This is a genomic window from Pseudomonas sp. DNDY-54 (assembly GCF_019880365.1).
Lineage (GTDB): Bacteria > Pseudomonadota > Gammaproteobacteria > Pseudomonadales > Pseudomonadaceae > Stutzerimonas > Stutzerimonas stutzeri_P.
On record NZ_CP082271.1, the window covers coordinates 2,513,319 to 2,535,237 of the forward strand.

The 21,919-nt window shown below is 60.4% G+C and carries 14 protein-coding genes and 1 pseudogene; 7 read left to right on the plus strand and 8 right to left on the minus strand.

What is annotated here, in order from left to right; genetic code table 11:
* Positions 1 to 62 precede the first annotated feature (62 nt).
* The 5 genes from K4O48_RS11625 to moaA all read right to left on the minus strand — a co-directional run bounded on the left by K4O48_RS11625 (position 63) and on the right by moaA (position 10,725).
* Positions 63 to 1,439: a flagellin gene (locus tag K4O48_RS11625; protein WP_222908380.1), complete on the minus strand. Its 1,377-nt coding sequence runs from the start codon at positions 1,437 to 1,439 to the stop codon at positions 63 to 65.
* A gap of 522 nt (positions 1,440 to 1,961) precedes the next feature.
* Positions 1,962 to 4,328, minus strand: a complete 2,367-nt coding sequence (gene ligA, locus K4O48_RS11630) for an NAD-dependent DNA ligase LigA (RefSeq protein ID WP_222912077.1) — start codon at positions 4,326 to 4,328, stop codon at positions 1,962 to 1,964.
* Between the two features lie 440 nt (positions 4,329 to 4,768).
* A complete protein-coding gene (gene zipA, locus K4O48_RS11635; RefSeq protein ID WP_222908381.1) occupies positions 4,769 to 5,593 on the minus strand; it encodes a cell division protein ZipA in 825 nt (274 codons plus the stop codon).
* 181 nt (positions 5,594 to 5,774) lie between these two features.
* Positions 5,775 to 9,260 (minus strand): chromosome segregation protein SMC, encoded by a 3,486-nt coding sequence (gene smc / locus K4O48_RS11640; protein WP_222908382.1) that lies wholly within the window; start codon positions 9,258 to 9,260, stop codon positions 5,775 to 5,777.
* A 469-nt stretch (positions 9,261 to 9,729) separates the two neighbouring features.
* Positions 9,730 to 10,725 (minus strand): GTP 3',8-cyclase MoaA, encoded by a 996-nt coding sequence (gene moaA / locus K4O48_RS11645; protein ID WP_222908383.1) that lies wholly within the window; start codon positions 10,723 to 10,725, stop codon positions 9,730 to 9,732.
* 242 nt (positions 10,726 to 10,967) lie between these two features.
* On the opposite strand from moaA, the gene K4O48_RS11650 reads away from it, so the two are divergent.
* Together K4O48_RS11650 and K4O48_RS11655 are read left to right on the plus strand one after the other, a co-directional pair.
* Positions 10,968 to 11,819, plus strand: a complete 852-nt coding sequence (locus K4O48_RS11650; protein ID WP_222908385.1) for an ion transporter — start codon at positions 10,968 to 10,970, stop codon at positions 11,817 to 11,819.
* A 121-nt stretch (positions 11,820 to 11,940) separates the two neighbouring features.
* The gene (locus tag K4O48_RS11655) at positions 11,941 to 12,354 is read left to right on the plus strand and encodes a CopD family protein (protein ID WP_222908387.1); all 414 of its coding nucleotides are present in this window, start codon (positions 11,941 to 11,943) and stop codon (positions 12,352 to 12,354) included.
* 70 nt (positions 12,355 to 12,424) lie between these two features.
* Here the strand turns inward: K4O48_RS11655 and K4O48_RS11660 are convergent, their stop codons facing one another.
* Complete coding sequence (locus K4O48_RS11660) at positions 12,425 to 12,889, minus strand: DUF2231 domain-containing protein (protein WP_222908389.1); 465 nt, start codon at positions 12,887 to 12,889, stop codon at positions 12,425 to 12,427.
* Between the two features lie 147 nt (positions 12,890 to 13,036).
* Between K4O48_RS11660 and coxB the strand changes: the two genes are divergently transcribed.
* Genes coxB through K4O48_RS11675 form a run of 3 tightly spaced genes read left to right on the plus strand, consistent with a single transcriptional unit; the run spans position 13,037 to position 16,817 of the window.
* Positions 13,037 to 13,930, plus strand: coding sequence for a cytochrome c oxidase subunit II (gene coxB, locus K4O48_RS11665; protein WP_222912078.1), 894 nt, complete (start codon positions 13,037 to 13,039; stop codon positions 13,928 to 13,930).
* Positions 13,927 to 16,458 (plus strand): cytochrome c oxidase subunit I, encoded by a 2,532-nt coding sequence (ctaD, locus tag K4O48_RS11670; protein WP_222908391.1) that lies wholly within the window; start codon positions 13,927 to 13,929, stop codon positions 16,456 to 16,458. Before coxB ends, ctaD begins: the two co-directional genes overlap by 4 nt.
* Entirely contained in the window at positions 16,458 to 16,817 is a 360-nt protein-coding gene (locus K4O48_RS11675) for a hypothetical protein (protein WP_222908392.1), read from the plus strand. The genes ctaD and K4O48_RS11675 overlap by 1 nt, the downstream gene beginning before the upstream one ends.
* A gap of 61 nt (positions 16,818 to 16,878) precedes the next feature.
* Here K4O48_RS11675 and tusA read toward each other — a convergent pair whose 3' ends face one another.
* Together tusA and rlmM are read right to left on the minus strand one after the other, a co-directional pair.
* Positions 16,879 to 17,130 carry a sulfurtransferase TusA gene (gene tusA, locus K4O48_RS11680; protein WP_222908393.1) on the minus strand — a complete coding sequence of 84 codons (252 nt, stop codon included), beginning with the start codon at positions 17,128 to 17,130 and terminating at the stop codon, positions 16,879 to 16,881.
* A gap of 65 nt (positions 17,131 to 17,195) precedes the next feature.
* Positions 17,196 to 18,245, minus strand: coding sequence for a 23S rRNA (cytidine(2498)-2'-O)-methyltransferase RlmM (gene rlmM / locus K4O48_RS11685; protein ID WP_222908394.1), 1,050 nt, complete (start codon positions 18,243 to 18,245; stop codon positions 17,196 to 17,198).
* A 286-nt stretch (positions 18,246 to 18,531) separates the two neighbouring features.
* On the opposite strand from rlmM, the gene acnA reads away from it, so the two are divergent.
* Together acnA and K4O48_RS20745 are read left to right on the plus strand one after the other, a co-directional pair.
* Positions 18,532 to 21,207 carry an aconitate hydratase AcnA gene (gene acnA / locus K4O48_RS11690; protein WP_222908395.1) on the plus strand — a complete coding sequence of 892 codons (2,676 nt, stop codon included), beginning with the start codon at positions 18,532 to 18,534 and terminating at the stop codon, positions 21,205 to 21,207.
* A 188-nt stretch (positions 21,208 to 21,395) separates the two neighbouring features.
* A pseudogene (locus K4O48_RS20745) lies at positions 21,396 to 21,680 on the plus strand (PAS domain-containing protein); the annotation flags it as partial.
* Positions 21,681 to 21,919: the final 239 nt, after the last annotated feature.

Here is a 21,919-nt window from a genome sequence, read left to right on the forward strand (position 1 = left end):
CCTCTCATGAATCAATGAGGGTAGAGCACAGCCCTACCCTCATCATTAACGCCTTCTGCTTATTACTGCAGCAGACTCAGAACTGCCTGCGGCAGCTGCTTGGCCTGGGCCAGGATTGCAGTACCAGCCTGTTGCAGGATCTGGTTCTTGCTCAGGTTGGCGGTTTCGGCTGCGAAGTCGGTGTCTTCGATACGGCCACGTGCAGCGGAGACGTTTTCGGAAATGCTCTGCAGGTTGGAAATGGTGTTGTCGAAGCGGTTCTGTACAGCACCGAGGTCAGCACGCTGGGAGTCGATGGCCTTGATGGCATCATCAATCAGCAGAATCGATTCTTGTGCTTTCTGAGCAGTACTAACGTCGACGTCTGCAACATTGGTCATGGACGACGCAGTTGAGTCAATAGTTGCATCAGCAACCGAAGCATCCGCTAAAATTGAGCTTGCGACATTGGTAGATAGCTTGACTTCGTCCTTAGAGACCAAAGTCATGCCAGTGCCAGCAGTATCCTTGAACACACCGACGCCGATATTCGCATCGTTGATTGCTGTGATGGTGTCGTCGAGGCTACTTCCTGCCGCCACCTTTACGTCTTTGGAGCTTTCGGTGCCGTCCTCTGCGGTGAATGCGAAGGTGTAAGTGATATCCCCTACTTCGGCGCTAATTAGAGCGCTTGGATCCTCAGCAGCAGCCGCAGCTTCCGCAGCCGCCGTAGCAGCCGTAGCAGCTGCTGTGGCAGCAGCAGTTGCATCCGTGAGGGTCTTTTGTTTGACCGCCAAGGCATCAGCATCAGTGCCGTCGTCGTCGGTTACCGCAGTTTGCGCCGTGACAACCGCTGCGTCAGCCACTGTTTTCGCACCAGCCGCAGCCGTAGCCGCATCGGTATAACTAACCGGGGTAATCCCCGCAACATTGGTAACGTTACTCTTTCCAGACAGCGATTCGGTACTCATCTCTCCGATATTTACGCTGATCATCTCGTTTGCGCTGCTACCCACTTGGAACGTAGTAGTACCGAACGACCCATCCAACAGCTTCCGACCACCGAAGGTTGTGGTGTTGCTGATACGGTCTAGTTCTTTCTTAAGCTCACCAACTTCCGAATTTAGCGCTTCACGTTCGGAGCTGCTGTTCGAGCCGTTGGCTGACTGGAGCGACAGGTCACGCATACGCTGAAGAATGTTAGTGGACTGCTGCAATGCGCCTTCAGCAGTTTGCGCCAACGAAATACCATCGTTGGCGTTTCGAACGGCTACACCAAGGCCATTGATCTGGCTGGTTAAACGGTTCGCGATTTGCAGGCCGGCGGCATCATCTTTGGCGCTGTTGATGCGGCTACCGGTGGACAGACGCTCCATGGAGGTGGCGAGTGCGTTGGACGACGACTGCAGGTTGCGCTGAGTATTTAGCGACGGGATGTTTGTATTGACTGTAAGAGCCATGATGTGCCTCCAAGGGCGCTAGTTACTTTGGTTGCCTGAGCTTGCGACTCCGGGCCGGCTTCTGCCCAGGCACCCATTGAGTTCGCATTCGATTAGCTTATCGGCGTCGTTTCGGTGAGCTTTAGGAGGCAGTCGAAAATAATTTTGCAAGCCCCGAAAACAACCTGTACGACACCGGCGAATCCGCAAACACGCGAGCCCGCCTGCGAAGGTTTTCGGACGTTGGGTGGAAATCTTTAATGTATGAACAGAAGGCCGCGAGGTGGACGGCAGGCCCGTGCGGGAGTGTTTGTTTTAAGAGTGCCTGGAAGCCCTTTTCACCGCGAGGGAGCGCTGCCTAATAAAACTGGAGTCAAACCGCTGCTCTTGTAGAAGGGCTGCCCTCTGCGCGAAGCTTTGCTTTGCACAGGGAAAGTCCATTTCGCCGCGGGACGCACCTCCCACGAGAAGCAGGCCGTAGCCGCCCGTGACCTGGGGTAGGTGACACGTCTTCGGTGCGAAGCCGACTAGCTGATGTTTGAGTTAATGCTCAAGTTCAGCAAGCCGTTCCAGGAAGGCATCCTCGTCGTTGACCGCCAAGCCCAGCTCGTTGGCCTTTGCCAGCTTCGACCCAGCTCCTGGGCCAGCTACCACTACGCTGGTCTTGGCTGAAACGGATCCGGAAACCTTTGCCCCTAACGCCTCCAGCCTCGCCTTGGCTTCGTCGCGACTCATGCTTTCCAGCGTGCCGGTGAGCACCCAGGTTTGCCCCGCTAGCGGCAAGCTATCCGCAGCCTTCCGTTCGCTTTGCCAGTGCATGCCGAATTCGCGCAGCTGGGCCTCGATGGCGCGAGCTCGGTCTGCGTTGGCTGACTCGTCGAAATAATCCCGCAGTGCGCGGGCCGCCTTTTCGTTAAGGCGTTCGACCTGACGCAAATCCAGCCAGTCGGCTTCAATGATGACGTCAAGACTACCGAAGCGGTCGGCGAGGCGTTGGGCACCGGTGGTGGCGATGAAGGGAATGTTCAGCTTGTCGAGCAGCTCAGCCAATGTTGCGCAGGCGGCGAACTCGGGATGAACCTCACCCTCTTCCTGCAGCTGCACGCCACGCTCGCGCAGCTGCTTAATGACGAGTTGGTTATGGTCATCTTCGAAGAAACTGTGGATCTCGTGCGCGACCTCCAATCCGATATCAGGCAGGTAAACCAGCACATCTGGCAAAGCCCGGCTAATGCGATCGAGCGAACCCAACGCACGCGCGAGCAGCTTCGCAGTGCCCTCCCCGACGTCAGGAATGCCCAGCGCATAGATGAAGCGCGCCAGGGACGGTGTGCGGCTGGCGTCAATTGAGTTGAGCAGGTTGCGACTGGATACTTCGGCGAAGCCTTCAAGCGCCAGCACCTGATCGAACGTCAGGCTATACAGATCGGCCGGGGAACTGACCAATCCGGTATCCACCAGTTGCTCGACGATTTTGTCGCCCAGACCGTCGATATCCATGGCCCGGCGCGAGACGAAATGGATGATCGCCTGTTTGAGCTGGGCCTGGCAGGCCAGACGGCCGACGCAACGGTATATAGAGCCTTCGCTGACCGACTCCCTCCCCTTGCTGCGCTTGATCAATTGGGTGCGTTCAACATCCGAGCCACAGACCGGGCAATGCTCAGGCACTTGGACGTTCCGTGCGTTCTCTGGGCGGCGCTCAGGGATGACGCCAAGAATCTGCGGAATAACGTCGCCGGCGCGGCGAACAATAACCGTATCGCCGATCATCACGCCCAGGCGCGCAACCTCATCCATGTTATGCAGCGTGGCGTTCGAAACCGTCACGCCGGCGACCTGCACGGGCTTCAGCCGCGCGACCGGCGTAATGGCGCCGGTGCGCCCCACCTGAAACTCCACGTCCAGCAGCTCGGTCACTTCTTCGCGAGCCGGAAACTTGTGCGCGATGGCCCACCGCGGCTCGCGAGCACGGAAGCCCAGCTCTCGCTGTTGCGCGGTTGAATTGACCTTGAATACGACACCGTCGATTTCGTAAGGTAGCGCGTCGCGCTTTTCGCCAATCGCGTGATAGTAGTCGCGGCACTCCTGCACGCCCTTCGCCAGCTTGAGCTCGCGACTGATAGGCAGGCCCCACGTTTTAAGCGCTTCGAGGATGCCGATGTGAGTGCCCGGTAGATCACCGTCACTGCGGCCAACGCCGTAGGCACAGAGCTCCAGCGGTCGGCTGGCGGTTATCTTCGAATCCAGCTGGCGCAGGCTGCCAGCGGCGGCGTTGCGCGGATTGGCGAAGGGCTTGCCGCCCGCCTCCAGCTGACGTGCATTGAGCGCCTCGAAGCCCGCTTTGGGCATGTAGATTTCTCCACGCACTTCCAGCACTGCCGGCCAGCCGGTGCCGTGCAGCTTCAGTGGAATATTACGAATGGTGCGTACGTTGGCGCTGATGTCTTCGCCGGTGCTGCCGTCCCCGCGGGTAGCGCCGCGTACCAGCTGGCCGTTTTCGTAGAGCAGGCTTACGGCAAGACCGTCTAGCTTCGGTTCGCAGCTGTATTCCAACTCAGCGCCATCACCAAACAGATCGCCTGCCGGAAGATCCAGCCCTTCGCGGGCGCGGCGGTCGAAATCTATCAAGTCCTGTTCCTCAAAGGCGTTACCCAGACTCAGCATCGGCACTTCATGGCGCACCTGACCGAAAGCTGCCAATGCCGCACCACCGACGCGCTGCGTGGGCGAATCCGGGGTGACCAGCTCGGGATGCTCGCCCTCAAGGGCCTTGAGCTCGTTGAAGAGGCGATCGTACTCGGCGTCTGGAACGCTGGGCTCGTCGAGCACGTAGTAGCGATAGTTGTGGGCGTCGATTTCGCTGCGCAGTTCGGCGATGCGTTCTGCGGCGGTCTGGGCGGACGTCATGGTATGCGGGGCCATATCAGCAGGCCGGACCGAGCGCGCGTGTCAGCACGCCGGAGTGCCTTAAGTTGATGTTCTGGCCGGAATTTTAGCGTGTTTGGGGAGTGGCATGGGTATAGAGGATGGAGCGGATGGGGAGGCGGTTCAGTTCGATCATGGGATGAGAGCTTTCGATAGAAGCGTGTTGATGAAGGCAAGTTCTTGGTGGGCTGAAGCCCACCCTACATGTATGAAGCCATTCCGACGGGCCGCTTAGGTTTCATAGCAGTGAGATGGGCCCTAACGTCAGAATCAGGTGGACTGGGCCTCTTTCGGTTTCGCGCAATCACAGATCTGCCAGGCGCACTGTGAGGTCCCGGTGGGCTGAAGCCCACCCTACAGATGGGCGTCGGCGCGTACCCCGGTCAGACACAAAAAAACCGCTCCGAAGAGCGGTTTTGGTGTCAGCGTTTGGTGGTGGTCATCTGCCGGCGTTCGTAGTCGGCGATGCGCTGGCGGTAGTGCTCAATGGTTTGAGCGGTCAGGACGCTGCGCTGATCATCCTTGAGTTCGCCGTTCAGTTCTTGCGACAGCTTGCGGGCGGCGGCGACCATCACGTCAAAGGCTTGTTTCGGATGGCGCGGGCCGGGCAAGCCAAGGAAAAAGCTCACAGCCGGCGTGGTGAAATGGTCGATGTCGTCGAGATCGAAGGTCCCTGGCTTGACCGCATTGGCCATGGAGAACAGCACTTCGCCATTCCCCGCCATGCTTTCGTGGCGGTGGAAGATGTCCATTTCGCCAAACCGTAGGCCACTCTCCAGGATATTCTGCAACAGAGCCGGGCCGCGAAAGCCGTGCGTGTCACGCGATATGACGTTGATCACCAGTACTTCTTCGACGGGAGGCAGGTCGTGATCAGACTCGGTCGCGTTGTCCGCTTCCTCACCGGCTACCGGGTCGAGCAGGGTGGGAACGGGCGCGTCGTCATTGGAGAAGCGCAGGTCGCCTTGCTGAGGCTCACTGGTGCGGCGCTTGCCTGACTCGCGAGCACTCATGGGAGGAAGGTCAGTTTCGTCCAGCGAGGGTTCGTTGTTGCGGCTCACAACACGTGGCGGACCAAGCAGTTCGGTGGGTTCATCGTCGTCTGGAAGGGTGCTCGCAATATTGCGGTCCAGCTTGAATTTCAACTTGCCCTTGCTACCGCGCATCCGCCGCCAGCCATCGAAAAGAATGCCGGCGATAACAATGATGCCGATGACGATCAGCCACTCGCGCAGACCGATATCCATTAATGCTTAAACCCCTGAAATCGATGATAAAGACGCAGAGTCACAGCCGCTGAACAGGCTCATCTGCGCATCGTAAAAATTGCGCTCTAAACTAGCACGACGAACGGTAGATGTGCACCGCCCGACATGGCTCTTTTATTAGTCTCCATTTCACTCACCGTCGCCCCGAAACGGCCGTCACTCACGCTTCTACAAGCGCTACCGCCTGCTCTACGTCGACCGCTACCAGCCTGGAGCAACCCGGCTCGTGCATGGTTACGCCCATCAACTGATCGGCCATTTCCATCGCGATTTTGTTATGCGTGATGTAAATGAATTGCACCTTTTCGGACATCTCCTTGACCAGCCGCGCATAGCGCCCAACGTTCGCGTCGTCCAAGGGCGCATCCACTTCATCGAGCATGCAGAACGGCGCCGGATTGAGCTGGAATATCGCAAACACCAGCGCCAGAGCCGTCAGCGCCTTTTCTCCACCCGACAGCAGGTGGATGGTGCTGTTTTTCTTGCCCGGCGGACGCGCCATGATCGCCACCCCGGTATCGAGTAGATCTTCCCCGGTAAGTTCCAGATAAGCGTTGCCGCCGCCGAAAACCTTGGGGAAAAGCGCCTGCAAGCCGCCATTTATCTGGTCGAAGGTCTCCTTGAAGCGGTTGCGCGTTTCCTTGTCGATTTTGCGGATAACGTTTTCCAGCGTATCCAGCGCCTCGGCGAGATCGTCGTTCTGAGCATCGAGATAGCGTTTGCGTTCCGATTGCTGCTGATATTCGTCGATTGCGGCAAGGTTGATCGGCCCGAGGCGCTGAATCCGCGCGCCCAAACGCTCAAGCTCGGCTTCCCACTCAGGCTCGCTGGCTCCGCCAGGTAGGGTCGCGAGCACGCCGTGCAAATCAAAGCCGTCCTCGTGCAGCTGATCCTGCAGTGCTTTCCGGCGCACGCTAAGCGCTTGCCATTCCATCCGCTGCTGCTCAAGTTGCCCGCGTAAGAGTTGCGCCTGCTGCTCAGCCTGCGTGCGACGTTTCTCGGCGTCGCGCAATTCGCGATCGGCATCTTCAAGCGCCAGACGCGCCAGCTTGAGCTCGTCCTCGACACCCATGCGCCGCTCCAGCAGCTCTTCGAGCTTCATGCGCAACTCTTCGAGTGGTGCCTCGCCCTCCTCCAGGTTCAGGTTGAGCTGCTCGCGTCGCTCCACTGCTCGCTCGAACTGCTGTTCCAACCGCTCAAGTGCCTGGCGTGTTGAATCATGCTGTGCTTTCAACGACCCCACGCGCACGGCCAACTGGTGCGCATGGTCCTTCTGCTGCCGCGCTTCCTGACGGACGCGGTCCAACTGTTCGCGAATGCCGTCGCGGCTCGCCAGGAGCGTTTCTCGCTGCTCGGTGTCCAGCGCCATGGCATCGAGCGCATCCTGCAAGTGAAGACGCGCCTCGCCCAGCTGCTCGGTTTCCAGAGCGCGCTGCTCCGCCAGCTCGGCCAATTCTTCCGCCAGCCGTCGACGGCGCAGGCTCAGCTGTTCGAGCTTGGCTTGGCTGGCAGACAGATGCGCATTCAGTTCGCCCAGCTGGCGTGAAATATCCTGATGCTCCCGGCGCTGCTGCTCGCGGCGCGCTTCCTGTTCGCGCTGCGCTTCGCGAAGCTGGGCAAGCCGCTCGCTCAGAAGCTCCAGGCTCGCTTCGTGCTCATTACGCTCGGACTGCAGCCGCTCCAGTTCCTGACCGCGAGCGAGCAAACCCGACTCAGCCTCCCCAGCCCGGCGGACACGAAGGAAATGTCGACTGACCCAATACCCATCGCGGCTGATCAGGCTTTCGCCATCACCCAGCGAAGCCCGGCCTGCCAGTGCCTGCTCAAGATCATCCACCGGCCGCACACGGCTTAGCCAAGGTGAGAGGTCTGTGGTCGATTCGACCTTGTCCAGCAAGCCGTTAACTATTGCCGCCGAAGATGCTGGGCTGACGAGTCGCAGATCGCCGTGCTCGAAATCGGTCATGTCGAGATCATCGAAGCTGTCGAGCAATACCGCCTGCAGATCAGCGCCCAGTACAGTCTCGACCGCCAACTCCCAACCCGGCTGCACGCGAAGCCCTTCGGCCAAGCGTGGTCGCTGCGCCAGGCCTTGTTCTTGCAACCATTGCGAAACGCCTTTGCCTGGGTCCATCGCGGCCTGCTGCAGGGCTTCCAGCGACGCGATGCGGCCGTTGAGTCGCTGCAGCTCACCCTGCGCGTGCTGCTCGGCACGGCTCGCCTGCTGGAGCTGCTCGCGAAGTTCCTCCAACTGCTGATCGGTCTGCTCCTGCGCCGCAGCGAGTTCTTCCAGGCTCAGCTCGCCAACCGCGAGCTGCTCGGTCAACTCCGCTACGGCCGCATCTTCCGGATCGCCGTCGAGCGAGGCGCGTTCATCATCCAGACGGCGCTGACGCTCAAGCAGTCGCTCAAGGCTGTGTTCCAGTTGTTGAATGCGCGACTGCTGCACCTCGGACGCTCGCCTTGGCTCAGCACTCTGCTGATTAAAACGCTCCCACTTTTCCTGCCAGCTCTGCATCGCTGATTCGGCGTCTTCGAGCTGTGCCGCGGTTTCCTCCGCGGCCGCACCCGCGATGTCCTGTTCAGGCTCGAGCATCGCCAGCTCCTCGCCAAGCGTGGCGAGCAAGGTGCGGTCGTGACCCAGATGCGACTCGGTCTCCAGGCGTGCCTGTTCGGCTTCGCGCAAGTCATCCTGCAGCTGGCGTAGACGTTGCTGGCCGTGCTGAATGCTCTGCTCGACCCGGGCGATATCGCCGCCGACTGAATAGAATCGCCCTTGCACCAGATTGAATCGCTCGGACAGCTCATGATGGCCGTCGCGCAGGCGCTCGATGCTGGCGTCGGCGTTGCGCTGTTCGGCCACCAGCGCTTCGAAACCGACTTCTTGGTCACCGATTACCTGCTCGCGCTGCCCGACCTGATCATTCAGTGCCTGCCAACGCAGCGCCGACAGCTGCGCCTTCAATTGGCGCTCCTCGGCTTTGTACTCCTGATACTTCTCGGCGGACTGAGCTTGGCGGTGCAATCGCTCAAGCTGGCGCTCGAGTTCTTCACGCAGGTCCGTCAGGCGGGCGAGGTTCTCATGGGTCCGGCGGATGCGGTTCTCGGTTTCGCGCCGACGCTCCTTGTACTTGGAGATCCCGGCCGCCTCTTCGATGAAATTTCGCAGGTCTTCCGGCTTGGCTTCGATCAGCTTGGAGATCATCCCCTGCTCGATGATCGAGTAGCTACGGGGACCAAGGCCGGTGCCGAGGAAGATATCGGTGATATCGCGGCGACGGCATTTCACGCTGTTTAGGAAGTAGGTGTTTTGCGCGTCGCGCGTGACCCGGCGGCGGATGGAGATCTCGGCGAAGGCCGCGTACTCGCCAGTCAGGGTGCCGTCTGAGTTGTCGAAAATTAGCTCGATACTGGCCTGAGTTACCGGCTTGCGGGTGTTGGAGCCATTGAAGATGACGTCCGTCATCGATTCGCCGCGCAAGTTCTTTGCCGAGCTTTCGCCCATGACCCAGCGCACGGCGTCGATGATATTGGATTTCCCGCAGCCATTCGGCCCGACCACGGCCGCCATGTTGCTCGGAAAGCTCACGGTGGTGGGGTCGACAAAAGATTTGAAGCCGGCGAGCTTGATGCTTTTCAGTCGCATGAGGGCCTATCCGTGGCAGTCGGCGTGAAGATGTACAAGCAGAGTCGCCGTGGACATCGAGATTCCTGGCATCGAGTGGGTGCTGCGCGAAAACGGCGGAGTTTATCACGCCGTCTTGCAGCCATCGCGGGGACGGATAGGCAGTATTTCAAGCAGTTGTCGAATGTGTATGGACGACGGACGAACCAGCACGATATCCGTCTAGGGCCCGCTGAAATCCGCCGGCGCCGGAGGCAAGGCGCTGTTCAAGCAGCCACGGACTGATGGGCTGAAGCGGAACGCCGTCCGGCCAAACTACAGGATCGCTAAAAGGATGGCTGGCGGGTTGAAACGGAACGCTGGCTCGATACCCCGTAGGGTGGGCTTCAGCCCACCGCTGATCAAGGCACGCCCGCGCGCGAGGCCGAGCGGTTGAAGCGGAACCCCGTCCCGCCCACCCTACCGGACTGTCCGGCCACGATAGACCGGTTCAACCCCCGGTCATGCTCATAAAGCGCACCACCTGAACCTGCTCATCGGTACGAAACTCGTGCTTTTCCGGCTTGAGCTGAAGCGCGTCCACCAGCGCCTCACGCAGACGCTCGCTATCACCCGGGTAGCGACGCATCAGTGTCTTCAGGTCCAGCGCGCCTTCATGCCCAAGGCAGAGCACCAGCTTGCCTTCAGCCGTGACGCGCACGCGATTGCAGCTTCCGCAGAAATTGTTGCTGTGAGGCGAAATGAATCCCACCTGAGTATCGCTGCCGGCCACCTGCCAATAGCGCGACGGACCGCCCGTGGTGTGGCTGCTGCGTATCAACTGATGGCCCGCTTCGATACGCTCACGCACCTCGTCGCTGGAGCAGAAGGTAATTTCACGCTCATGGCTGGAGATATTGCCCAGCGGCATTTCCTCGATGAAGCTGATATCCAGCCCCCGCTCGACGGCGAAATTCACCAGGTCCAGCACTTCGTCGTCATTACGGCCTTTCTGAATCACGCTATTTAGCTTGATTCGCTGGAAACCGGCGTTCCGCGCCGCATCGATGCCTTGGATGACCTGGTCAAACTTGTCACGACGTGTGAGCTCAGCGAATCGCTCGCGTTTGAGGGAATCGAGACTGATATTCAGGCGCTTGACGCCCGCATCGCGCAGTACCGGTGCGAGCGTCGGCAGCTGCGAACCGTTGGTGGTAATCGCCAGATCTTCCAGTTCTTCCCGCGCACCCAGACGACTCAGCAAGCTCGGCAGCCCCTTACGCACCAGCGGTTCGCCACCCGTCACGCGGATTCGCTTGACGCCCAGGCTGATGAACGCATCGGCCACGGCGTAAAGTTCTTCCAACGTGAGTATCTGCGCACGCGGCGCGAACACCATGTCTTCGCTCATGCAGTAGGTGCAGCGAAAATCGCAACGGTCGGTGACCGACAGTCTGAGGTAGGTGATACGTCGGCCGAAGGGATCGACCAACTGAGAATCTGGCATGTCGCTCTCCAAGGCTTGATGCGCACACGTAAGACTATGTCGGAACGTGACGCGAGGCAAAGTGCGGGGCTGAATGGTCCGGGTAAGCGGGATCGATACATCACCTCCGACCCCGACGTTTCGTCACGCAATCGGCGCGCAATGCACCGACGTTGCCGTCACGCCGGCCGCAACCATGTTTTGCGGCGACGAGTCGAACACTGGGATACTCGCGTTCACCGATAGACCTGGAGCTTACGCAAATGGACAACGACGCCCTCCGATCGATGGGCTGGCGCGAGCGCCTGTACGTGATCATCTTCTTCACCAACACCCCGGCGGGAAAGCGGTTTGACACCTGGCTGCTGGTCGTCATCTTCGCCAGCCTCGTGGTGGTAATGTTCGACAGCGTGGCGCTCTACAGCGAGCGTCACGGCGTCTTGCTGGACGGGCTGGAATGGCTGTTCACGATCATCTTTCTGGTCGAATACCTGGTGCGCATCTATTGCCACCCGGAACCTCGGAAATACGTCTTCAGCTTCTATGGCGCGATCGATCTGCTCTCAGTGGTACCGGCGTTTATCGCACTGCTGTTGCCGGACGCCGAATATCTTCTCGTAGTGCGCGCGATTCGCATGCTGCGCGTGTTCCGTGTACTCAAGCTGACGCAGTACCTCAGCCAGGCCAACTTCCTGCTGGTTGCGCTGCGTGGCAGCAAGCAGAAGATCATCGTATTCCTGCTCAGCGTGACAACCATGGTGCTGATCTACGGCACGCTGATGTATGTCATCGAGGGGCCCGCGAATGGCTTCACCAGCATCCCGATGAGCATCTACTGGGCAGTGGTCACGATCACCACGGTCGGCTTCGGCGACATCGTTCCGCATACGCCGCTGGGTAAAGCCGTCGCGACGATGGTGATGATCACCGGTTACTCGATCATCGCGGTGCCCACCGGCATTTTCACCGCGGAACTGGCAACGGCGATGCGTGCCGATAGCTTGCAGCACCGCTGCCCGAGTTGCGAAAAGCTCAGCCACGAGCCCAACGCTTCGTTCTGCAGTCGCTGTGGCAGCCAGTTGTTCAAGCGCGCCGAACCCGACGCCGAAGCCTGACGCCTCGCCACCACGGCCGTTGGAGGCGGCCGCGCCCTCACACCTCCGCGTTTAGCTCCGAACCGCCTCGGCACAGGGTTGTCACAACCACTGACTTGCCGCGGGCCGGACGGAGACGCGAATGCCCCTGCTCAAACTTCTGCACTTCGCGGCCCTGCTGTGTTGGTGCGGCACACTTTTGTATCTGCCAGCGCTGATTGCCGCAGGTACTCGACGTTCAGATCCGCTTTTTTATCGGGACCATGCCCACCTCACTCGCATGGTGTTCAACCTCGTCGGCACGCCGGCCGCGCTCATTGCCATCGGGTCGGGGACCGCCCTGTTTCTGCGCGACGGCATCATGGCGGGCTGGCTGATCGTCAAACTCAGTACTGTGGCCGGCATGGTGCTGTGCCATGCCTTGTGCGGTGTGCTGGTGCTGCACATCGAACGCTCACCGGAACAGAGCGTGAGCATTCGTTGCCGCTTTCTCGGCGTGGCGATCGCGACGTTCATCACCGCGACGCTCTGGCTGGTATTGGCCAAGCCGTTCTAGACCTCAAACCGCTCGATCGAACCGAATAGCGCCCATGACCGAACGATTCAAGCCTCATCCACAGCCCGGGTCAGACCTTGTCCAGATCGACCCCAACGGCATGTTCGTAGACCAATCGCCCCCCGAGATAGGCGGCAAGGGAGATCAGCCCGGCCGTGATCGCAGACAGGTACAGCGCCCAGAGGTGCATGTTGTCTCCCTCGTTCTGATAGCGCAGCAACCAGTTGAGCGAAGCCAACGAGAGCATCATCACGGCGAGGATCGCATGGCACCAGGCCGTGATCTTCTGACGAATCTCGCGCACGGTGAGCAGATCGATCAGCCCGAAGATGCTCGCCACCCAACCACCCAGCGCCCCAACGCCAGCCAGCCACAGCCCCGCACGCCACCAGAAGTCATCCAGCGTCCAGATATGAGCAAGGTCAACGGGCAGCAAGCCAGTCAGCGCTGCCACCGGAAAGTGGATCAGCATGGGGTGCAGGGGATGCCCGGCGATTGCGGCGCGGCTGTGAATGGAATCTCGGTTATTGGCCATCCGGCACTCCAGGAGCAGAAAGGGAAACGGACTACGCAAACGATCGAACGAGTCGGCAGCCTCTTGAAATGGACCACGCTGGCGCTGTCAGTTCCTTTGTTGGCTGCCTGTGGCGGGCCGCTTTCCAGTCTCAACCCAGCCAGCCCCATGGCACGCCAGGTGGCGAACGTGTGGTGGGGCATGTTCGCCTTCGCCACGCTGGTGTTGATAGTGGTCAGTGTGCTGTGGGTCTACGCATTGGCGCGCAAGCCACGCGAGACCAGCGATGAGCAAGCGATACGAATCAATCGCCGCTGGGTCATCGGTGGCGGCATCGTGCTGCCGAGTGTCAGCATTATCGTGCTGCTGATCTTCGGTATCCCTACGGGCCGCAGCATGATGCCGCTCCCCGTTGAGGGCGAGCAGCCGTTAAAGGTCGAAGTCACCGGGCACCAGTGGTGGTGGGAGGTGCATTACCCGGACAGCGGCGTCACCACGGCCAATCAACTGATCATGCCAGCCGGCCGGCTGATAGACGTGCATGTCACCAGCGCTGACGTGATCCATTCGTTCTGGATACCGCGGCTCGGCGGAAAAATGGACATGGTGCCGGGGCGTACCAATGTCATTCGGCTCGAGGCCGGGCACACCGGTGTCTTTCATGGACAGTGCTCCGAGTTCTGCGGCCTGCAGCACACACACATGAAGCTTCATGTCGAAGCGCTGGACGAAGGTGGTTTCAACGAATGGATTGCCGCCCGGGAAAACCACAGCGTTGGGCAGCGCGCTCCAGGTGAAGCCGGCCAGGTTTTCGAGGAACGCTGCGGCCAGTGCCACCGCGTGGCAGGCATCAGCAATGGCGACCGGGCGCCGGATCTGACCGACCTGGCGACACGCCCCACCTTGGGCGCCGGCGTCATCGAGAACGACAGCGAAGGACTGCGTCGCTGGCTGCGTGAACACAAAGACCTCAAGTTCGGCAACGGCATGCCGGCGCATGACGACGTACCGCCGGAAACCCTTGACCAGATTGCCGCTTGGCTGGAGACGCTCGCGCCATGAATGCTTCGTTCAGGGGCAGCGCCCCTTCTACCGACCCGGATCAACTGCACGATCAGTTCAATGACGTCTGGGGCAATCCTCGAGGCTGGCGCGCGCTGACGATCGTCAACCACACCAGTATCGGCCTGCGCTTCCTAATCACCGGTGGTGTGTTCTTTCTGATCGGCGGGCTGATGGCCATGCTGATCCGCACTCAGCTAGCGTTGCCCGGCTATGTGCTGATGGAGCCGGAGGTTTACAACCAGGTCTTCACCATGCACGGCTCGGTGATGATGTTCCTGTTTGCGGTGCCGATGATGGAGGGCCTGGCCGTCTACCTCATCCCGAAGATGATCGGCGCGCGCGACCTGATTTTTCCGCGTCTGTCGTCGCTCGGTTACTTCTGTTATTTGTTCGGCGGGATCATCCTGCTGTCCAGCGTGTTTCTCGGCGTCGCGCCCAAAGCCGGCTGGTTCATGTACACACCGCTGTCCAGCTCATCGCACATGCCCGGCGTGAATTCGGACTTCTGGCTGCTGGGCATCACCTTCGTCGAGATTTCTGCCGTGAGCGCCGGCGTTGAGCTGGTCGTTTCAATTCTGCGCACCCGCACCAACGGCATGGCACTGCACAAGATGCCGCTGTATGCGTGGTACATCCTGGTGATGGCGCTGATGATCGTGTTCGGGTTTCCACCGCTGATCCTCGGCAGTATCTTGCTGGAGCTGGAGCGCGCGGCCGGACTGCCGTTCTTCGATACGGCCAAGGGTGGCGATCCCGTGCTCTGGCAGCATCTGTTCTGGCTGTTCGGCCACCCCGAGGTGTACATCATCTTTCTACCCGGCGCAGGCATCGTCTCGACGTTGCTACCGGTGTTCTGCCAGCGGCCGCTGGTGGGCTATCGCTGGGTGGTTCTCGGTGTGCTGACCACAGGCTTTCTGAGCTTCGGTCTCTGGGTCCACCACATGTTCACGGTGGGCATTCCGGCGCTGGCGCTGGGCTTCTTTTCCGCGGCGAGCATGCTGGTGGCGATCCCGACGGGTGTGCAAATCTTCGCCTGGATTGCCACCTTGTGGCTGGGCAAACCGGTGTATCACGTCCCAATGCTCTGGCTGGTGGGCTTCCTGATCGTCTTTGTCTGCGGCGGCCTGACCGGCGTGATGGTCGCGCTGGTGCCCTTTGACTGGCAGGTTCACGACACGCATTTCGTCGTCGCGCACATGCATTACGTGCTGGTGGGCGGCATGTTCTTTCCGCTGATGGCCGGGCTGTATTACTGGCTGCCGCACTTCTCCGGCCGCATGCCTTCGGTACGTCTCGGGCGCTGGGGCTTCTGGCTGGTTTTCATTGGGTTCAACACCACCTTCCTGATCATGCACTGGACCGGCCTGATGGGTATGCCCCGCCGGGTTTACACCTACGACACGGGCCTAGGCTGGGACCTTCCAAACCTGATCTCGTCGATCGGCAGCTTCATCATGGCCATCGGCATCGGCACGATTCTGCTGGATATCGTCCTGCACTTTCGCTTCGGCCAGCCGGCAAAAACCAACCCCTGGAATGCCGATACCTTGGAGTGGGCGACTGCCCTGCCGCCAAGCGCGTATAACTTCGTCAGCCTGCCAGACGTCACCGACCGGCACCCCCTGTGGAAGGATCCAAACCTTCCCGAAAGCATCGCGCGGGGCGAGCATGCGCTGACCACGATCAATCACGGCCGGAGGGAAACCTGGGGCTCCGACCCGCTGACGGGCAAGGTTCGCGAGATCATTCACCTGCCCGGTAACAGCTGGTTGCCCTTTATCGCATCGGTATTTCTCGCCGTACTCTGCCTGAGCCTACTGAACAAGGTGTACTGGCTGGCCCTGGTGGCCACCATCGCGACGTTGATCGTGCTGTTCCGCTGGTCATGGGAAAACGGCGCGCACCCCGCCGCCGCGCCAGATGCGCACACGCAGCCGGGCGAACCTCCCCTGCACTCGCGCACGTTCGACGGCCCCGGATTGTGGGGCATGGGCGTCACGCTGCTGGCCAATGCCACCCTGTATCTGTCGCTGCTGTTCGGCTGGTTCTATCTGTGGACCGTTTCACCCGAATGGCAGGTACCGGCACAGTCCGATCTGAACGGCTGGCTGATGCTGGCGAGCGCGATCGTGTTGACCATCGCTACGTTGTGGATGCGTGTCATCCCGGCGCGGCTTCGCCGCGGCAACCATGCGGGGCTGATAGGCAATCTCAGCATTGTTTCAGCGCTCGGCCTCGTTCAATTCGCTGCGCTGCTGTGGGTATTGCTGAGCGCGAACCTGGCGATCACCGAAACCGCGCATGATGCGGTGATCTTCGTGATCCTGGCCTACAGCCTGATCCATTGCGGGCTCGCCACGGTCTGCACCGTGCTGCAGGTGCTCCGGGTACATTTCGGTTATGTGGGGAAGCTGGCGCCGTATGAACCGGTGGTCGTCGAGCAGCTCTGGTACTACAACCTAGGCGTCGTCTGGAGTGCGTACGCCGCGATCGTGCTGTTCCCATCGGCTTGGGGAGGTGCCTGATGAAGTACCGCCGCACGTCAGTCTTCCACCCGGTTCAGATCCCGTTCGGGCTGACCATCTGGAGCCTGTGGTTCGCCACGATGTATGGCTCGCACGCGGTGGTTTGCTCGATCGCTCCGCCCGATCCCGCTCAGGGGATCTTCAACTGGCTGAATGCCAGCTTCGGCGCGTTCACCTTGCTGGTGGTGGCCCTGCTGCTTTGGCTGGGCCGCCGCTCTTGGAAGCTATCGCGGCCGCCGCATGATCTGAACGAACGCCAGGTGTTCGTGACGAAAGTCGCGTCAGGGATCCACTTTATCGCCGCGCTGGCGACGGTATTCGTCGGTCTGCAGCTGGCCTTTCTGCCGCCCTGCGTTTGAACGACTGCCCGACTCATCTCGCGTCGAAGCAGCGCGACGCTGGCATTGGCGGAATGGCGTTTCAGTCGTTCTTTTTGCGAATCCAGTAGAAGTACGTCCCCTCGTCGGCCTGTTGGCCCACTAGCTCATGGCCGAGAAATACGCAGAACTTGGGAATATCGCGCTGGGTCGAGGGATCGGTGGCGATCACCTTGAGCAGCTCGCCGCCGCCGAGCGCACGGACTTTGTTGTGCAGCATCATGACCGGCTCAGGGCAGTTCAAGCCGCTGGCATCGAGCACCGCGTCGGCGGACAGTTCAGCAGGGTGGGACATTGTGGGCTCCTAAAAACAGGTCGGCATTGTCACTCAGGAAGATCCTCCGGTCACTCGCCAGCGGGTCATAACCGGCGCAAATGACAGGTCACTTCCTCGCGGTCGTGGTACAGCTGCTTGCAACCGATGCTCGCCTTCACGCCCCGTTCGGCAAGTCCGTCAGCGATACGTTCCAGCAGGCGCTTCACCTCCGCGTAGCGCTGTTTCATTGGCAGTTTGAGATTCACCACCGCCTCGCGACACAAGCCTTCGCCGATCCAGGTTTCCAGCAAGGCCGCATTCTTCGCAGGCTTTTCGACGATATCGCAGACCATCCAGTCCACCGCCCGCTTCGGACGGAAGGCGAAACCATCGGCGCGGTAATGGCCGACCAGACCTGACTCGAGCAATTCCTCGTTCATGGGGCCGTTGTCGACCGCCATGACTTCGATATCCCGGTTGACCAACTGCCAGGTCCAACCGCCGGGCGAGGCGCCGAGATCGACCGCGGTCATGCCGGATGCCAATCGGGTGTCCCACTGCTCACGTGGAATGAAGTGATGCCAGGCTTCTTCCAGCTTCAGCGTCGAGCGGCTCGGCGCCTGACGCGGGAATTTCAATCGCGGAATGCCCATCGGCCACATGGCGCTGTTATCGGCGTCGGCGACGCCAACAAAGACTTCCCGACCGCTCTTGAACGTGAGTAACAGACGCGGACCGTTGGCGCTTTCCTTCAGCTTTCCGGCCTTGATCAGCGCCTTGCGCAGCGGGGCTTCGAACTTTCGACAGAAGTTCGACAACTCCTTGCCGTCATTGGTATCCAGCACTTCCAGCCAAAGACTGCTACAGACCGGGTACGCGGCGAGCTGTTCGAGCAACACGCCAATGCGGTCAGTTTCGGGCAGCGCCAGGTAGTCGCCACGCGCCCATTGCCGCGCAAAGATCAGCCGGGAAAAGCGGATACCTCGCATCAACCGCTCCGTACCCTCCGATTCAGTGCAGACGAACTCGGCACACGCGCTGTTCGGTTTCGCTTTGGCGTAGCCGGCCACGTCCAGGCGAGCAGCCTGATCGCTGATCTCGGCGCAGACTTCGTTCTCGAAGCCCGGTCGGCAATGCAGCAGCAGTGTTTTCATCTATGAACCCTATCGTCAGCGCAAGCCGGTCGCGCCGAAGCGCTCTGCGACCAAAGCCGCACATGATAGCCGACTAGGGAACCCCAGACTCCGTGCTCCGGTCCAGTGAACAGTCAGCTCGGAGAAACGGGCGCGAAACTGCATCCGACACCTGCGAAACACCGAAGCTGCGCCGCCGATGCCGATCGGCGGCCCGTTTCATGGCGAAACACTTCGCCAGGGGCTAGTTTCAACATAACGCTCCCCACTTCAGTCAGCCCGACCGTGCGGGTACAAGGAGAGACGAATGCCATCCCTGGACAGTTTGAACTGCCGTAGAAGCCTAGACGTCAACGGCAAAACCTATCACTACTACAGCCTGCCCGAAGCGGCGAAACAGCTGGGCGACATCAGCCGGCTACCGACTTCACTGAAGGTCCTGCTTGAAAACCTGCTGCGCTGGGAAGATGACGTCACGGTGCGTGCCGATGACTTCAACTCGCTCGCGGTATGGCTGAAAACCCACACGTCCGAGCGCGAAATTCAGTACCGCCCCGCGCGCGTGCTGATGCAGGACTTTACCGGCGTGCCGGCGGTGGTTGACCTGACCGCCATGCGCGACGCGGTGTCCCGGGCGGGCGGTGACCCTCAGCGCATCAATCCGCTGTCACCGGTCGATCTGGTGATCGACCACTCCGTGATGGTCGACCGTTTTGGCACCGACCAGGCATTCGGACAGAACGTCGACATCGAAATGCAGCGCAACGGCGAACGCTACGAGTTCCTGCGCTGGGGTCAGCAGGCCTTCGACAATTTCCGCGTCGTGCCGCCAGGCACCGGCATCTGTCACCAGGTCAATCTCGAATACCTGGGGCAAGTGGTCTGGACGAAGGACGAAGACGGCGAAACGATTGCCTACCCGGACACGCTGGTCGGCACTGACTCCCACACCACCATGATCAACGGCCTCGGCGTTTTGGGCTGGGGCGTAGGCGGTATCGAGGCCGAAGCGGCCATGCTCGGCCAGCCCGTGTCGATGCTGCTTCCCGAAGTGATCGGCATGCGCCTGACCGGCAAGCTCAATGAAGGCGTGACCGCGACCGATCTGGTTCTCACTGTAACGCAGATGCTGCGCAAGCATGGCGTGGTGGGCAAGTTCGTGGAATTCTTCGGTCCGGGCCTGGACCACCTGCCCCTCGCCGACCGCGCGACGATCGGCAACATGGCACCGGAATATGGCGCCACGTGCGGCTTCTTCCCGGTAGATCAGGTCACCATTGACTACCTGCGCCTGACCGGGCGCGACGAGGACCGCATCGCCCTGGTCGAGGCTTATAGCAAGGCGCAGGGCATGTGGCGCGACACAAACTCGCCGGACCCGGTATTTACCGCCACCCTTGAACTGGATCTAAGCCAGGTTCAACCCTCGCTTGCCGGCCCCAAACGTCCGCAAGATCGCGTGTCGCTGGGTGATATCGGCGCCAACTTCGATCTATTGCTCGAAACCAGCGGCAAGGCTCAGCAGTCCGGCACCTCTGTCCCCGTGGCTGGCGAGGAGTTCGGACTCAAACATGGCGCCGTGGTCATCGCGGCGATTACATCCTGTACCAACACCTCCAACCCGAACGTGCTGATGGCAGCCGGTCTGGTGGCGAAGAAAGCACTGGAGCGCGGCTTAAAGCGGGCGCCCTGGGTGAAGTCCTCGCTGGCACCGGGCTCCAAAGTGGTAACCGACTACCTGGAGCGCGCCGGACTGACGACCTATCTGGATCAGCTGGGCTTCAATCTGGTCGGTTATGGTTGCACCACTTGCATCGGCAACTCAGGCCCGCTGCCCGACGCCATCGGCCAGGCGATCACCGATAACGACCTCATCGTTTCGTCGGTGCTCTCGGGCAACCGCAACTTTGAAGGCCGGGTGCATCCCCTCGTCAAAGCCAACTGGCTGGCTTCGCCGCCGCTTGTGGTCGCCTTCGCCTTGGCAGGTACCACACGGATCAACATGGACAAGGACCCGCTGGGCTACGACCAGCAGAACCAGCCGGTGTATCTGAAAGACATCTGGCCGACCAGCGCCGAAGTGAACGAGGCGGTCAGCAATATCGACGGCCAAATGTTCCGAACTCGCTACGCAGACGTCTTCAGCGGCGACGAACACTGGCAATCCATCGCCGTCACGGCCGGCGACACCTACAAGTGGAACAACCAGTCCAGTTACGTGCAGAACCCGCCGTTCTTCGAAGACATCGGTCAGCCGTTGGTGCCGCCAAGTGACGTCGAGAACGCGCGAATCCTGGCGCTGTTCGGTGACTCGATCACCACCGACCACATCTCCCCTGCCGGCAACATCAAAGCCAGTTCGCCAGCTGGACTCTACCTGCAGCAACTGGGTGTGAAGCCCGAGGACTTCAACTCCTACGGCTCGCGTCGTGGCAACCATGAAGTAATGATGCGCGGCACCTTTGCCAACATCCGTATCAAGAACGAAATGCTTGGCGGCGAAGAAGGCGGCGAGACGCTGCATCAACCCAGCGGCGAGCGGCTGTCCATCTACGACGCGGCGATGCGTTATCAGAACGAGGGTGTGCCGCTGGTGGTAGTGGCCGGAAAGGAATACGGCACCGGTTCCAGCCGTGACTGGGCAGCCAAGGGGACCAACCTGCTGGGCGTCAAGGCGGTTATCGCAGAGAGCTTCGAGCGGATTCACCGCTCCAACCTCATCGGCATGGGTGTGCTGGCGCTGCAGTTCGTCGGCGATCAAACCCGCCAGTCACTGGGACTGAAGGGGGACGAGAAGCTGTCGATTCGCGGTCTCGGTGCTGATATCAAACCACGTCAGCTCTTGACCGTAGACGTGGAGCGAGCCGATGGCTCTCGAGACAATTTCCAGGTGCTCTGCCGCATCGATACCCTTAACGAAGTGCAGTACTTCAAGGCCGGAGGCATCCTCCATTTCGTATTGCGTCAGCTAATCGACAGCTAATTCATCGCTTGGCTTTACAGCGCCCGCTGCAGCATGGCTGCTGCGGGCGCTGTGCGTTTCGGTGTACGCCCATCCGTCGATAATCGTTCAACTAATTGATTTGGCTGCCGTTAACAGCGCTGATAAGGACGACCGGTCCGCTATAAGAATCGCGCTTCAAGCCACTATTCAATTGCCAGGCGTATCTCATGCGAAATAACCAGCCCATCACCCAACGCGAGTATGCGTTTCCCGACCAGCAGCGGCTGATTTCCACGACGGACCTGAAAGGACAGATCAGCTACTGCAACGACATCTTTGCCGAAGTCAGCGGCTTCGATCGGAGCGAGCTCATCGGCGCGCCGCACAACCTGATCCGTCATCCCGACGTACCCACCGCCGTGTTCGGCCATATGTGGGCGACCCTCAAAGACGGCAAACCGTGGATGGGCATCGTCAAGAATCGGCGCAAGAACGGCGACCACTATTGGGTCAATGCCTACGTGACGCCTGTGCTCGACCTGCAACGCAAGGTCATCGGCTATGAGTCGGTCCGCACCAAGCCGACCCGCGAGCAGATTGAACGAGCCCAAGCACTCTATGCGCGCCTCAACGCAGGTAAGAGCGGCGTGCCTCGGCGGGACAAATGGCTGCCCGTCGCCGTTAACTGGCTGCCATTCATCCTCACCAGCCAGATCGGCTTCATGGTCGGCTACTGGCTCGATCACATGTG